Source organism: Streptosporangium sp. NPDC051023, assembly GCF_040689595.1.
Lineage (GTDB): Bacteria > Actinomycetota > Actinomycetes > Streptosporangiales > Streptosporangiaceae > Streptosporangium.
The window spans coordinates 49417-62909 of the sequence record NZ_JBFBCE010000004.1 but is presented as its reverse complement, the minus strand read 5'-3'; the positions used below and the strand labels follow the sequence as shown (position 1 = coordinate 62909).

Here is a 13493-nt window from a genome sequence, read left to right as displayed (position 1 = left end):
CGCGTTCCTCCGCTACGGTCCGCTTCGACCGCACGCGCGGGCACCCGAAGCGGGACGTCTCCGGTCAGGCCGTCCGCCGCGTGCCCGTCCCGCGCATCGGGGAGACCGGCGCGGGCACCGGCATGCCCCGTTCGGCCCACAGCGCGCGCATCCGGTCGGGATAGTCGGTGACGATCCCGGCCGCCCCGAGGTCGAGCATCAGGGCGGCCCTGGCGGGGTCGTTGACGGTCCAGACGACCAGCGGCATCTCGGACTTCTCCGCCCTGCGTGCCAGCTCCTCATCCAGCAGGACGTGATCGGGTGACAGGACGGTCCCCCCTGCGGCCAGCGCCGCGGCGGCGAGGTCGCCGTCGAAGTCCTCGAGCCGGAGTCCGTCGAACCAGACGGGGGTCATCGTCTCGCGCTCGACCAGGGCGTACCGGGGGGTCGCGGGGGCCAGGGAACGGGCGGCCTTGAGGATCCGCCAGTCGAAGCTGAGGATCGCCGCCCCGCCGAGCCTGTGGTGCCGCTCGAGCTCGGCGACGACCAGCTCGGTCAGCTCACGCGGGTCGGCGCTGAGGTCGGGCCTCGTCGGATCCGACTTCAGCTCGACGTGCATCCGCACCCCGTCCGCCCCGTAGGCGTCCACCAGCCCCAGCACCGCGCCGAGCGTCGGCATGCGGGTTTCCGGCACCGGCACCTGGGTCGTGGCGAACCGGTCGCCGGGGGTGCGCGGCAGCCGTACGCCGCAATCGAGGGTGCGCAGTTGCGCCAGCGTCAGCTCGCCGACGGCCCTGCCCACGTAGGGGAAGAGCGGGTCACCGCGGAACGCGGGGTGACGGTCGGCGCTGGTCACCGGGGAAACCGTGAGGTCGTGGGTCAGCACGAGGCGCCGGTCGGCCGTCAGCGCCACGTCGAACTCCAGCGCGTCGACGCCCAGTTCCAGGGCGTGGGCGAGTCCGGGCAGCGTGTTCTCCGGCCGGAGCCCGCGGGCTCCCCTGTGGCCATGGATCTCGGCATGCACACAGGGGACCCTACCGACCCCGGACCCCGATTCCACAGCACGGCTCGCATCCTGTCTCGACAGGAGTCAACCTTTCCGCGAAGACCCTTCTCACGGCCCTGCTCACGTACGGCGAGCGGAGAGCTCACACCTGGACGATCCCCTCGCTGAGACCCCCTGCCCGGCGAATCTCATTCGGAGAGCCGCGGGACGGGTACGAGCGCGGACGGTTCGCCCAGCCACACCTCCTGGCGGCCGTCCGCGGTGACGGTCAGCCCGAACTCCTCGCGCCCCGGCCGCCCCCGCTCGCTCCACCACCGGTAGGCGGCCTCGACCTCGTCCCACAGGCTGCGCGGTCCACCTTGGTAGACCTGGGAGGGCCAGCGGGTGTTCTCGGCGTAGAAGAACACCGCGGCCCACGACCGGTCTGTCAGGCCGTACAGCCACGTGACGAGTGTGCCGCTCTCGTCACGGCCAGAGCTGTACACGCAATCCGGGACCAGCAGTCCTGTCACGAACGGCGCGGCGGCGTATGGCTCTCCCTCAGGGAGGATCGAAGACGCCTCAAGCCCCGTCTCCGATGTGCGGGTGTCCGAGGGCCAGTCGTCACCTGTGATGTACTCGGTGACCTGAAGTGTCGTCCTTTGGGAACGCAGCGGCATGAACCCGGCGCCGCCCGTGAAACGTCCATTCGCGCTGCCGTCGTCGGCGACCACCAGCCGGGCGACGGCCTCCTGGTAGGTGTAGCGGGTGCCCCACGGCATGACCAATACTCCGCCGGGCCGGGTCTGCTCGATCCACGCTCGGGGGATGTCCCGGACGGCCGCCGTCACGAGAACCCGGTCGTACGGCGCCCGCTCCGGCCGGCCGAGCAGGCCGTCACCGGTGATGACCTCGGGGTACCATCCGGCTGCGGCCAGGGCTTTGCGTGCGGCGTCGGCCACCGTCTCGTCGAGTTCGATCGAGGTGACGTTCGCCTCCCCGAGACGTGCCGACAGCAGCGCGGCACACCACCCGGTGCCGGTGCCGATCTCAAGCACTCTCGCCCCGTCGAACACCGACAGCTCCCGGAACATCTTGAACACTATGCTCGGCATCGAGCAGGAGCTGGTCCGCTGCTCGCCCGGCGCGGTTCCGGTGTGGCGGCCGTCGTCCCACTGGGTGGTGATCGGCACATTCGCGTTCGCCCACCGCAGCCACTCCGCGGGGTCGTCGGCCAGGGAGACGGTGAGGTCGCGGCCGTCGTCGAAAGGCCACATCACCTCGGGCAGGAACAGCTCTCGGGGAACTGTCTCGTACGCCCACGCCCAGTCCGGGGTCATCGCGCCGCTTTCCAAAAGACATTCACGCGACGTCTCCTGCGGTGGCCCACTCATTTTGAGTTCGGCTTCTCATGCTTGCCGGGATCTTGAGGTGCTCCGCCGTCAGGGTGCGGCTTTGGCAGCTTGGGCAAAGGCTTGGGCCGTGGCTCGGGCTTACCCTCATGATCGCCCACGTGGCCCTCCTCTCGTCACAGGTGTTCGCTAGCTGAGCGTAACCTCTGAACACTCAGTGTGAAGGCGACAATCCACTCTCCGCAGTGGCCGACTCCTGCCATGTTCAACCGCGACGCGGCTTTGCCACGATGTCCATGCGCTCCCCGCGTCACAGCAGACACCGGAGGCCGACGTGGCGCATGGCGCACAGGAGATCGAGGTCAAGTACCGGGTGCGCGATCACCGGCTCTGGAGGAGGCGCCGGCCCGGCTCGGGGCGTCCCTCTCGTCTCCGGCGAGGCAGGACGATGGAATCGTCGGTCAGCCCAGGCTCACGAGTCTCATGGAGGCAGGCGCGGTCGCCGATACCCCGGCGGGCCCGCAACCGTCACCTGTCTCGTCGGCGGCCACGTTCGGTAACCGCGGCAGGTGCCACGGCATCGACCGCACAACAGTCGATCACGCGAGGTCGCCGGTGCCGGACCCGGGCGAGGGCTCAGGAGATGTGAGTCGCCTTATCCGCTGTCCTGTGGAACTTCGCGCCGTCCCACGCGTAGGTCTGGCTGACGATCAGATCCGGGCAGCACCTGGGGGCTTGGTCGCTGACCACCTTGCCGCGCAGGTTCACCCGCCCGTCGTGGATCGTGGCCTTCAGGGACTTGAAGTAGCGGTCCTTGCCGAGCTTCCCGAGCAGGTGGGGGGCCGAGGGCTTGGAGGCCCCGTCGTAGACGAAGGCGATCAGGGGATTGCTCGACGTCGGGCTCGGGCACGACGAAACGACGACGGTCTCGCGCCGTCCGTCACGGGTGAGGTCGCCGACGGCCGCGACGTGGGCGCGCACGACGTACCAGGTGGCATTCGGCCCCGGGGCAGGGCAGTTCAGCGCAGGCTCGACCACGGCCGCCCAGTCGACCCGGTTCTGCCGGTTGGCGGCCTGGCCTGTCTTCCCCGCGGTGGCGACGGTGGCCTGTGCCGCCGTACTCTCCACGACGGCCGCGTTGGCGACGCCTGCGCCCGGGACCGCCGCCAGTGAGGTGGCGAGGACGGCGGCGCTCGCCCAGGCTCCGAATCGGCAGGCCCTCGGGCGGTTCATGTGCTGGGTATGTGAGTTCACAATCACTTTGACGCGTGGAAACTCGAAGATGTTGTGAATCGCCCGCAGGAACGTGGTGAGCACCTCGGCAATGGCTCATTCCGGATCCGGCAGGTTCATCGACGCGAGTCTGACCGGATCGGCCACGACCGCGATGCCGGTGATCCGGCCGTCGACGACGGTGAACGCCATGACCGAGAGCGGGGCGCCGTCCTCGCGCCAGGCGACGATGCCGGGAACGCCGTTGACGAGGACCGCTCGCACCCGCGCCGCCGCGCCTCCGGACAACTGCGCGCTGGCCGCGACCTCGGTGGCGCCGAGGATGACGACCACGCCATCGGGGATGTCGGCCGTCAGCCTCACCTCGGGATCGAGCACGCGCAGCAACCCTTCGAAGTCGCCGTGGCGAGCCGCCGCCAGGAAGGCCTGGACCACCTCTCGCTGTTCCCGTCCGACGACCGTCGGCCGCTCGGTCGCCCGCACCTTCCTGCGGGCGCGGCTGGTGAGCATCTTGGTGGCGTCGGTGGATTTGCCAAGGATCCGGCCGATCTCGTCGAACGGCACCGCGAACAGGTCGTGCAACACGAACGCCAGCCGCTCGCTCGGCCCGAGCGATCCCAGGACGACGAGGAGCGCGAGCCCGACCGAGTCGGCGAGCGCCACGTGGTCCTCCGGCGCGGAGCCGTCATCGACCGTCACCACCAACTCGGGCAGCCGGTCGTCGTAGGACGCCTCGGGGTGGGCCTGGCGCGATCGCAGGACGTCGAGGCTGATCCGGCCGACCACCGTGGTCAGCCAGCCTGCGAGGTTGTGGATGGTCGCCGTGTCCTGGCGGGAGAGCCGCAGCCAGGCCTCCTGGACCACGTCCTCGGCGTCGGCGTGCGATCCGAGCATGCGGTAGGCGACCGCGCGCAGCCGGTCGCGCTGGATTTCGAACGCCTCGGCCACCGGGTCCGTCGGGCTGGTGTCGGACATGTCGTTACCTTCCTCGGCTCTGCTCCGTCATGGGTGATGACGAGCCCGGACGGGCGCAGGTAACCGATGAAGGAGCAAGACCGATGGAAGCACGCTTGAAGAGCCCGGCGACCCCCGACGTGTACACGGCGATCCAGCACCTCACCAAGGCGATTCACGCCGGTGGCGTCGACCCGCTCGTGCTCGAGCTGGTCCACCTGCGGGCCAGCCAGATCAACGGCTGCGGCCCGTGCGTGTTCGGCGGGATCGCGTCGGCCAAGAAGCACGGAGAGACCGACGAGCGGCTGCACAACGTGGTCGCGTGGCGTGAGACGCCCTTCTTCACCGAGGAGGAGCGGGCAGCGCTCGCGCTGACCGAGGCCGCCACCCGGATCCAGGACGGGGCGCCGGGCGTGACCGACGAGATCTGGGGCGCAGCCGCCGCCCACTTCGACGACAAGCAGCTGTCCGCGATCATCCTGAACATCGCGATCACCAACTTCTTCAACCGGATCAACCACGCGACCCGGGAGCAGGCAGGCAAGACCTGGTGAGCCGGGCGGGACGCCAACCGCCCGAGGCCGAGCCTCCTCGCAATCGAGGAATGACGCCCCATCGCCCAGGACGCCGGGCACGGCCTCCTGCTCGGGGTCTCGGCAGTACGGTCCCGGTCCTCTTCGGAGAGGTGGGGCCGTACTCGCATGTATCGCTGTCAAGTCAAGTGAGATGCGCCGACTTCACGCCGCACCTCGAACGCCCTCGATAGGCTCCCCGCGTCACAGCAGACACTGGAGGCCGACGTGGCACATGGTGCACAGGAGATCGAGGTTAAGTACCGGGTGCGTGATCTACCTGCTCTGGAGGAGGCGCTGGCCCGGCGCGGGGCGCTCCTCTCGTCTCCGGCGCGGCAGGACGACCAGGCGTACGCCGAGGACGGCTGGACCTACGAGCAGAGCAAGATCGGGGTGACGTTCGCCCGGCTGCGCACCCAGCGAGACCGTCACCTGTTCACGATCAAACGGCCTCTGGACAACGCGATGGCCTGCCTTGAGCACGAGACCGAGGTCGCCGACCGGGAGCAGATGCACCACGCCATCGTGGCGATGGGCTTCCACCCCACGGTCCGCATCGTGAAGACCCGGCGGACCGCAGCCCTCGGTGACATGGTGATCTGCGTTGACGAGGTCGAGCACGCGGGGACCTTCGTCGAGATCGAGCGCACGGCGAGCGGCGAGGAATCCGGCACCGCCGTGCAGGAGGAACTCGATGCCTTCGCCCGCTCGCTCGGTGTCGACTTGGAGCGCATGAGGGACACCTATGACTCGCTGGTGCGCGCCGCGTTGAGCTCGGCCTAGAACAGCGCGATGTCGAACAGGCGGGCGACCTCGCCGGGAGTCAGCAGCCGCTCGGCGGCACCGCCGACGCTGAAGGTGCCGTCAGAGCCGATGACCGTGATGGTCGTCATGGGGTTCTCCGATGAGTGTGGCCGGGGGTGAAGTCGGGTGGTGCCCGGCCAGAGGGGATGTTTGGCCGGGCACCGAGGGGCGCCGGTCCTCGGAGGCATGGTGACCGGCGCGTGGGCGGTTCCCCTTCCCCGGTGGCTGGGAACCGCGTGGGTGTGCGGCCCGGGCCCTCCTTCCCGAACCGCACGTGGGTGGTACGGCGAGCGGAGAGGGGGATGAACTCCCCGGCTTCGCCGTACCGGTCTTCAGGAGCGCAGAAAGGTACGGGGCACGACAGGTGGCCAGGCGGGAGGGGCGGGCGACGCGGCCAGGGCGGCCTGGATTTCGGCCTGGGCGGTCAGTTTCCGTTCCAGGTGTTCGGCGGAGTTCGCTCTGATCAGGAGTGTGATTCCGGCTTCGGTCTCCTGCTTGCGGGGGAAAGCGCGGCGGTAGGCGTTCCAGGCTCCGGTTTGTGAGTTGTGGAAGATCAGCCAGCCGGGGTGGGCCTGTTGCACGGTGTCGCATCGCCAGCGTGCGACACCGCGCTCCGGCGAGGGAGCAGGCCGGTCGGGGCGGGGGATCGGCGGGATCATGCGACCCTCCGGCGCGAAGACGACGGGTAAGGGTTCTGCGGTACGGCAGGCGCCAGGGAAACGGCCCCACCACGCCGGTCAGGAGAAGGCGACACCCCGGAGGAGGCCGCAGGCGCTGTGCGCAGGGCGATCCTGGCCGTCTCCGCCTTATGCATCCGCCCTTCCAGACCCGCAGCCGTCTCGTCTTCGACGACCACCGGCTGGGGGTCGGGCCAGGCGGCCACGGCATAGAAGCGGCGGTTGCCCAGGCTGTAGAGCACGGTCCAGTCCGGCCACGCCTGGTCGAGCCGCTCGGCCTCGGCCCGCGCCGGGCCGTCCCACAGCCGCCGGTACACCTTCGTGCGCGCCTGCCCGTCACGATGCCGCCCGTGAGGACGGGACCGTCCGATCATGACGCCACCCGCTCGGCGATCTCCTCTTGGCGGGCGACCTCGGCCCGCACCTGGTCGAAGGTGTCGGCGTCCACGGTGGGTTCCGCCCCGGCGCGCAGGGCGCCCCGGGGGAACGGCTCGCGGCGGATGGCCCAGAAACGGCCCTTGTCACTGACGATCAACCGCCAGCCGGGAATGGCCGGTGCGGGTGGTGCGGACTTATCATCGTGCACGGTCGGACCTCCAGTGTCCGATCAAGGACCCGCCCGGACGTGGCTAGCGCCGGGCGGGTCGACCATTTCTAGGACTTTCAGTCTCTGTGGCTTCATTCGCTTGGTGAGAGAGCCAGAAAAGTTAGCGCCGTACACCGTTGTGACCTGGGGATTTGTCCTATGCGATTTTCGCGAGTTAGCTGTAACGGCTCCGTTGCTGGGCGTACGGTGAAGCGTCAGGTGTCTCATCGCCCCCAGGTGGACAGCCCATGGACCAGCGCAGCGAACCCAGTAGGCGGCAACGCGCCTACCGCTCCCAGCGGCTCCGAGCACGGGGCTTGACTTGGGAGCAGATCGCCGTCGTGTGGGAGATCGACCATCCGGAAATCAGTCCCCGGATCGCACTCAGGTGGGCGCACAATCTCAGCCATCAGGAAGTCGCCGACAGGTGGAATGCCCTTGATGTGGGCGAGTCCACGATGGTTAAGGCGAGGATCTACCAGTTTGAACACTGGCCAGCGAAAGGACGGCGGCCGAGCGTAGCCGCGCTGCACGCGCTCGCTCGGATTTACCAGGTCACGGCGCGGCGCCTGCTCACCGATGCCGAATATGCGCTGTACAACGTCAGTGACCAGCATGAGATCAGCCAGATTGACTACACTCGGGCGGACCCGAACAGCAGCGCTCACGTCGTTCCGGGTGGATCACCCACATTCCCCGGAACCTCCGAGGTAGGGTCACCGACTCTTTCTCGGGTACGCGACCGGCGGCCGTTAGACGGGAACGAGCAACTCGGGTTATACGCGCGGGAGTCCGATCTCATCTTGTCGGAGGCCGAGATGAGCAATGTGGGTGCAACAACGATTGAGCGCCTGAACGCCGATCTTCAACGTGCCGCCGACAGCTACCTGAAGGTGCCGACGGGGCCGCTGCTGGCCGACGTGCGGCGGATTCGCGACGAGGCGCTGCGCCTGCTGGAAGGGCACCAGCCACTGCGCCGCCGCTGGGACCTGTACGTGATCGTCGGATGGGCGATGACATTCTTGGGGTGGGTCTCCACTGACCTCGGCCGCCCTGATGCAGCCGAGCAACACGCCCGAGCAGCTTGGCACTTCGCCAAGGAGTGTAGGCACGATGGTTTGCTTGCCTGGGTCTGCAAGACACGACAGGTCGCTGCCTACTGGGACGATCGGAAACTGGAGGCGCTGACCTGGGCCGAGCGTGGTCTGAGCTACGGAGCACGGGTCGGCGGTGAAACCGAGGCGATGCTAACCAGCACTCTCGCCCTCGACTACGCCCGGCTCGGCAGGACCGAGGACGCCCGTGACATGCTTCATCGTGCCCAGGAGGTCAGGCCCGGTCCGGCTGACTACCCTGGTGGGCCGTTGAGCTGCACCCCGGAGAGGGCCCTGAGTTATTGGGCGGACGCCTACCTGATGCTCAACGATCCCGGCCAGGCGCTGGAGGTGGCCACCCGGTCTGTGGACATCTCTCAGGGCAGGCCCGCGCACATCCGGAACCTGGGCACTGAGCGGATGACTGTCCTGCACATCGCGCGCGCTCACATCGACACCGGCGCTTTGGACGGCGCCGCCGAAGTCCTGGTACCGATTTTGGAGACCCCGATGGAAGTCCGAGCGGCGCCGTTGCTGCTCCAACTCGGCGAGGTCGCCAAGCGGATCCCGATCGGATCCCGTGGGGGTGGGCAAGGCAGGGTGATCCGGGAGGCGATCGGTGCGTTTCGTGCCGAAAGCAGGCCGTACATCGAAGGGTGAGGCGTGGCAGACAACGACACCGAGACTCGCGACCACTGGTGGTGGCGGCCGGGCTGGCGGCCCGGCCGTAGCTTCTACACCTGGCATTTCCTCATGGAGGACCAGGCGGCACTGCACGAGTTCGTCCAGCGGGTACGCCTTGCTCTGGACGGTGTGGCGGTGCTGGATCCCATCCCTCCCCAGTGGCTGCACATGACGACCCAGGGAATCGGTTTCGCCGATGAGGTGAGCGAAGCGGACCTGGCGGTGATCAGCCCTGCGGTGGCCATGCAGATCGCGGATCTGAGCCCGATCGAGGTGCGGCTCGGACCGCTGGTGGTTGACGCCGAAGGTGTTCACCTCCCGGCTCGGCCGGATGCGGCTCTTACCGAGGCTCGGGCAGCCATCAGGAGAGGGATCGGTCAGGTGTGGGGAGCCGACCGGGTGCCCGAAACCGAGGAGTTCCGTCCGCACGTCAGCCTCGCCTACGCCAACACCAGCGGCGAACCCTTGAACCTTGTCCGAGAAACGCTGGGCCAGTACCGCGATGTCATACCCGTTACCCTCACCCGCGTCTCACTGATCGACCTGAACCGGGACGAGGGCGAGTACCGGTGGAGAACCGTTCGAGTTCTGGGGCTGGGAAACTGATCGAGGAGGACGACGGGTCCGTGGCCCGGGTGCCTGGGACGTGTTCCGGCCGTACAGCTCGCACGCCCGTCGCCCTGCTGCGCTGAGCGCGGATCAGGGGGTGGGATTACCCAATCCGGTAAAGCCGGTTTCGACACAGTCCGGCTCGCCGAAGCGGCCGAGGCGTCTGTCAAGAGTGTCGAACGCTGGATTGGTGGCGATTCGGTTCCCTATCCACGCACCCGTATATCGCGTCGCGGCCGTCCTCCAAAAGACGAGAGCTACTTGTGGCCGGAAACGGTCAATGGTGCTTCTCTCGTCGGCGTGGAACTTGTGGCACCCTATCCCCGCCGCACCGATGTCCCCCGGCGCCTGTAGACCGAACTCCTGCGCGCGTCCGAAACTTCGAATCGAGACCGCGTCTGGTCTCTCCCATACCCCGACCTCCCCTTGGGGCAGATCTCCACAGGACGAGGGGAGGATTATCCATCGGCTGACCGGTTCGGGAACCGTGAGGGAAGCCGGAGGCCGCTGCCCTGACCCCTCGGTATGGAGATGACGATGATTCCTCAGCCGTTGTCCGAAGAGGAGATCGCGGCCCGTCTGGCCGAGTTGCCAGGATGGGAGCGCGAGGACCACGCCATCGCGCGCACGTTCAAGCACACGTATCACGAGTGCGTGCACATGGCGATGTACGTCGCGGCCAAGGCCCGGGAGATCGGCCACCATCCCGACATTCACATCACCTGGCAGCGGATCCGTTTCGCGATCACCACCCACGACGCCGGAAACCGCCTCACGGCCAAGGACTTCGAGCTCGCACGCCACATCGACGCGATCGCTGCCGGACACGGTGCCGAGACTGTCTAGACGTGCGATCACCTCCCCGACGACATCCCTGGAGAAGTCGGGACCGGTCCCCGTCTGGCGGCTACCGTTGAGGCCATGACGGCGGCGGCTACCGCGTCGACCCGGTCGTGTGGCCGAGCCCCGCTTCCAACTGCACGTCCAAGTGTCATCAGTGCTATGCGGGGTGTAGTGAAAGTCCGAAGAAGGCAGTGGGCTGATCTGCCTGAGCAGGCTCGTGAGGCGATCCAGGAGCGAACCGGTCCCGTCACTGGCGTCCAGTCAGCGCCGGTCGGCCTGACCTCCGGCATCGCCGCCACCATCACCACCACCACCGAGGGGGCCGCCTTCTTCGTGAAGGCGGCTCCCGCCGCCGCGCCGGTCGCCCACCATCTGCTGCGGGAGCGCGCCTTCGCCCAGGCCCTGCCCGCGAGCGTCTCTGCGCCGCGCTTGCTATGGGCAGCCGATGTCGCAGGCTGGCATCTGCTGCTGTTCGAACACGTGCCTGGCCGCCCCGCCAACCTCTCCCCAGGCTCACCGGACCTGCCCGCCGTACTGGACGCCATCGCCGTCCTCGGCGTGCCGTGTCCATGGCCTGCCCCGCTCATCGCTGACAAGCTTGATGGGCTTCTACGCTCGGCCGAGGAACAGTTGGCCGCCGCTCCTCTGGACGCAGACCAGTACGGGCCACTCGTCAAAGCGCTGAACCTCAGCGACTTCGCCAGCGACAGGCTGCTTCACGCAGACCTGCACGCGGACAACCTCCTCATCGAGGGTGGCCACGTGTGGGTTGTTGACTGGTCGATGGCCTGCCAGGGCGCAGTCTGGGTCGACACGGCTCTGCTGATCCCCCGCCTGATCGACGCCGGGCACAGCCCCGCCCAGGCCGAGCGGGCCGCCGCACGGGTGCCCGCGTGGAGCGAGGCGCCACCGGCCGCGGTCACCGGGCTGACCGCGGTCAGGATGCTGTTCGCCGCCCGTATGGCCGAGACCGGGCCCGCCCACCTCCGGGCGAAGCGGCTGCGCACCGCCGCGGCCTGCCGGGCCTGGGTGGATCACCGCACCGGCTGACCTCGGGCGCGACGAGGACTGACCCCGGGCACGGCGAAGACGTCCCGCCGTCCCGAAGGGCCTCCTTCGCGGGCGGGACGCCGCCGTGTGTCGCCTAGATCAGCGGGTGGATCTGGAGCGTCTCGGTACGGCCGGGGCCGACGCCGATGGCGGAGATGCGGGCGCCGCTCATGCTCTCCAGGGCCTTGACGTAGGCCTGCGCGTTGGCGGGCAGGTCCTCGAAGGTCTTGGCGCCGGTGATGTCCTCCTGCCAGCCGGGGAACTCCTCGTAGACCGGCTTGGCGTGGTGGAAGTCGGTCTGGGTCATCGGGATCTCGTCGTAGCGGACGCCGTCGACCTCGTAGGCGACGCACACCGGGATCTTCTCCAGGCCGGACAGCACGTCCAGCTTGGTGAGGAAGAAGTCGGTGACGCCGTTGATCCGGCTGGCGTAGCGGGCGATCACCGCGTCGAACCAGCCGCAGCGGCGGTTGCGGCCCGTGGTCACGCCGTACTCGCCGCCGGTGGTGCGCAGCCAGTCGCCCATCTCGTCCTCGAGCTCGGTCGGGAACGGGCCGGAGCCGACGCGGGTCGTGTAGGCCTTGAGGATGCCGATCACGCGGGTGAGGCGGGTCGGCGGGATGCCGGAGCCGGAGCAGGCGCCCCCGCTCGTCGGGGAGGAGGAGGTGACGAACGGGTAGGTGCCGTGGTCGATGTCGAGCAGGTTGCCCTGGCCGCCCTCCAGGAGGACGACCTTGCCCTCGTCCAGAGCCTTGCTCAGGATCAGCGAGGTGTCGGCGATGTGCGGCTTGAGGCGCTCGGCGTAGCCGAGGTACTCCTCCAGGACCTTGTCGGCGTCGATCGCCCTGCGGTTGTAGATCTTGGTGAGGATCTGGTTCTTCTCGCCCAGGGCGACCTCGATCTTCTTCTGCAGGATGCCCGGGTCGAGCAGGTCCTGGACCCGCACGCCCATCCGGTAGATCTTGTCGCCGTACGCGGGACCGATGCCCCGTCCGGTGGTGCCGATCTTGGCCTTGCCGAGGTAGCGCTCGGTGACCTTGTCGAGGGCCTTGTGGTGCGGCATGATCAGGTGCGCGTTCGCGGAGATGAGCAGCCGTTCTGAGGAGACCCCGCGCGCCTGGAGGCCGTCGATCTCGCTCAGCAGCACGCCCGGGTCGATGACGACGCCGTTGCCGATCACCGGGATGACGTTCGGGGAGAGGACTCCCGTCGGCAGCAGGTGCAGCGCGTACTTCTGGTCGCCGATGACGACGGTGTGCCCCGCGTTGTTGCCACCCTGGTATCTGACGACGTAGTCGACCTGGTCACCGAGCAGGTCGGTCGCCTTACCCTTGCCCTCATCGCCCCACTGGGCACCCACGAGAACGACAGCCGGCATCGCTAATCTCCCACCACAAAAACCAAAGCCCCTGACGCAATCGCGGCAGGGGCTCTTGCGAGGTGAGAATACCCGACCTGGTCGGAAATGGGGATCTCCCGTCCTGGCGGAGAGGTTCCACAGGGCTCAGCGGGTGCCCAGTTCCTCGGCGGCCTCGGGGCTTGAGTCCTTCAGGAACTGCTGGCACCGCTCCGCTTCTTCCTTCTCGCCGATGGCCAGGGCGGCGCGGCCGAGCGCGTGCAGGCAACGCAGGAAACCGCGGTTCGGCTCGTGATCCCAGGGAATGGGGCCGTGGCCCTTCCAGCCGGCCCTGCGCAACTGGTCGAGGCCGCGATGGTAGCCGGTGCGGGCGAAGGCGTACGACGTCACGGCGTGCCCCGCCGCGAAGTACTCGTCCGCGAGCGTGGCCCAGGCGGCCGGATAGGCCGGGAAGCGCGCGGCGACGTCGGATGCTTGGGCGCCGGACTCCAGGGCCTCTCTGGCCTCGGGCAGGTCGGGCAGCCGGGTCGGCGGCGGACCGGCAAGAAGGTTCTCGTGCGATTCCATAGGACAGTCCTACCCGTTACACCGGGGTCAGGCCAAGATCGGCCCTCTGAGACGTGCCTTACTTCTCCCGAGGTCCCGGATGCCCTTTTCCTGTGGTCGCGAGCGGTACGGCCGGTCGCGGGCGTTCGGCGCTGAAGGGGCCGAAGG

Annotated in this window: 15 protein-coding genes; 6 read left to right on the top strand and 9 right to left on the bottom strand. The window is 68.4% G+C overall.

The window, feature by feature from the left end; genetic code table 11:
* Nucleotides 1-64: 64 nt before the first annotated feature.
* The 4 genes from AB0395_RS03905 to AB0395_RS03890 all read right to left on the bottom strand — a co-directional run bounded on the left by AB0395_RS03905 (nt 65) and on the right by AB0395_RS03890 (nt 4524).
* A complete protein-coding gene (locus tag AB0395_RS03905; protein ID WP_366276706.1) occupies nt 65-1003 on the bottom strand; it encodes a glycerophosphodiester phosphodiesterase family protein in 939 nt (312 codons plus the stop codon).
* Nucleotides 1004-1173: 170 nt separating this feature from the next.
* Complete coding sequence (locus AB0395_RS03900; protein WP_366276704.1) at nt 1174-2304, bottom strand: methyltransferase domain-containing protein; 1131 nt, start codon at nt 2302-2304, stop codon at nt 1174-1176.
* Between the two features lie 648 nt (nt 2305-2952).
* A complete protein-coding gene (locus AB0395_RS03895; protein ID WP_366276703.1) occupies nt 2953-3549 on the bottom strand; it encodes a hypothetical protein in 597 nt (198 codons plus the stop codon).
* A gap of 96 nt (nt 3550-3645) precedes the next feature.
* The gene (locus AB0395_RS03890; protein ID WP_366276700.1) at nt 3646-4524 is read right to left on the bottom strand and encodes a sigma-70 family RNA polymerase sigma factor; all 879 of its coding nucleotides are present in this window, start codon (nt 4522-4524) and stop codon (nt 3646-3648) included.
* An 83-nt stretch (nt 4525-4607) separates the two neighbouring features.
* Here AB0395_RS03890 and AB0395_RS03885 point away from each other — a divergent pair, with 83 nt between their 5' ends.
* Together AB0395_RS03885 and cyaB are read left to right on the top strand one after the other, a co-directional pair.
* Complete coding sequence (locus tag AB0395_RS03885) at nt 4608-5057, top strand: carboxymuconolactone decarboxylase family protein (protein WP_366276698.1); 450 nt, start codon at nt 4608-4610, stop codon at nt 5055-5057.
* A 246-nt stretch (nt 5058-5303) separates the two neighbouring features.
* Complete coding sequence (gene cyaB, locus AB0395_RS03880) at nt 5304-5858, top strand: class IV adenylate cyclase (protein ID WP_366276697.1); 555 nt, start codon at nt 5304-5306, stop codon at nt 5856-5858.
* A 353-nt stretch (nt 5859-6211) separates the two neighbouring features.
* On the opposite strand, the gene AB0395_RS03875 is transcribed toward cyaB, so the two are convergent.
* From AB0395_RS03875 to AB0395_RS03865, 3 genes are read right to left on the bottom strand one after another with little or no spacing between them, the layout of a single operon-like run.
* The gene (locus AB0395_RS03875) at nt 6212-6538 is read right to left on the bottom strand and encodes a hypothetical protein (protein WP_366276696.1); all 327 of its coding nucleotides are present in this window, start codon (nt 6536-6538) and stop codon (nt 6212-6214) included.
* Nucleotides 6535-6930 (bottom strand): hypothetical protein, encoded by a 396-nt coding sequence (locus tag AB0395_RS03870; RefSeq protein ID WP_366276694.1) that lies wholly within the window; start codon nt 6928-6930, stop codon nt 6535-6537. The genes AB0395_RS03875 and AB0395_RS03870 overlap by 4 nt, the downstream gene beginning before the upstream one ends.
* Nucleotides 6927-7142, bottom strand: coding sequence for a hypothetical protein (locus AB0395_RS03865; protein ID WP_366276692.1), 216 nt, complete (start codon nt 7140-7142; stop codon nt 6927-6929). The genes AB0395_RS03870 and AB0395_RS03865 overlap by 4 nt, the downstream gene beginning before the upstream one ends.
* A 248-nt stretch (nt 7143-7390) precedes the next feature.
* On the opposite strand from AB0395_RS03865, the gene AB0395_RS03860 reads away from it, so the two are divergent.
* The 4 genes from AB0395_RS03860 (at nt 7391) to AB0395_RS03845 (ending at nt 11422) form a co-directional block, all read left to right on the top strand.
* The gene (locus tag AB0395_RS03860; RefSeq protein ID WP_366276691.1) at nt 7391-8896 is read left to right on the top strand and encodes a tetratricopeptide repeat protein; all 1506 of its coding nucleotides are present in this window, start codon (nt 7391-7393) and stop codon (nt 8894-8896) included.
* 3 nt (nt 8897-8899) lie between these two features.
* Nucleotides 8900-9526: a 2'-5' RNA ligase family protein gene (locus AB0395_RS03855; protein WP_366276688.1), complete on the top strand. Its 627-nt coding sequence runs from the start codon at nt 8900-8902 to the stop codon at nt 9524-9526.
* A gap of 540 nt (nt 9527-10066) precedes the next feature.
* Nucleotides 10067-10375: a 4a-hydroxytetrahydrobiopterin dehydratase gene (locus AB0395_RS03850; protein ID WP_366276685.1), complete on the top strand. Its 309-nt coding sequence runs from the start codon at nt 10067-10069 to the stop codon at nt 10373-10375.
* Nucleotides 10376-10543: 168 nt separating this feature from the next.
* Complete coding sequence (locus tag AB0395_RS03845; RefSeq protein WP_366276683.1) at nt 10544-11422, top strand: phosphotransferase; 879 nt, start codon at nt 10544-10546, stop codon at nt 11420-11422.
* Nucleotides 11423-11516: 94 nt separating this feature from the next.
* Here AB0395_RS03845 and AB0395_RS03840 read toward each other — a convergent pair whose 3' ends face one another.
* Both AB0395_RS03840 and AB0395_RS03835 read right to left on the bottom strand, forming a co-directional pair.
* The gene (locus tag AB0395_RS03840; protein WP_366276682.1) at nt 11517-12800 is read right to left on the bottom strand and encodes an adenylosuccinate synthase; all 1284 of its coding nucleotides are present in this window, start codon (nt 12798-12800) and stop codon (nt 11517-11519) included.
* Between the two features lie 126 nt (nt 12801-12926).
* Entirely contained in the window at nt 12927-13346 is a 420-nt protein-coding gene (locus AB0395_RS03835; protein ID WP_366276680.1) for a DUF3151 domain-containing protein, read from the bottom strand.
* Between the last annotated feature and the right edge of the window lie 147 nt (nt 13347-13493).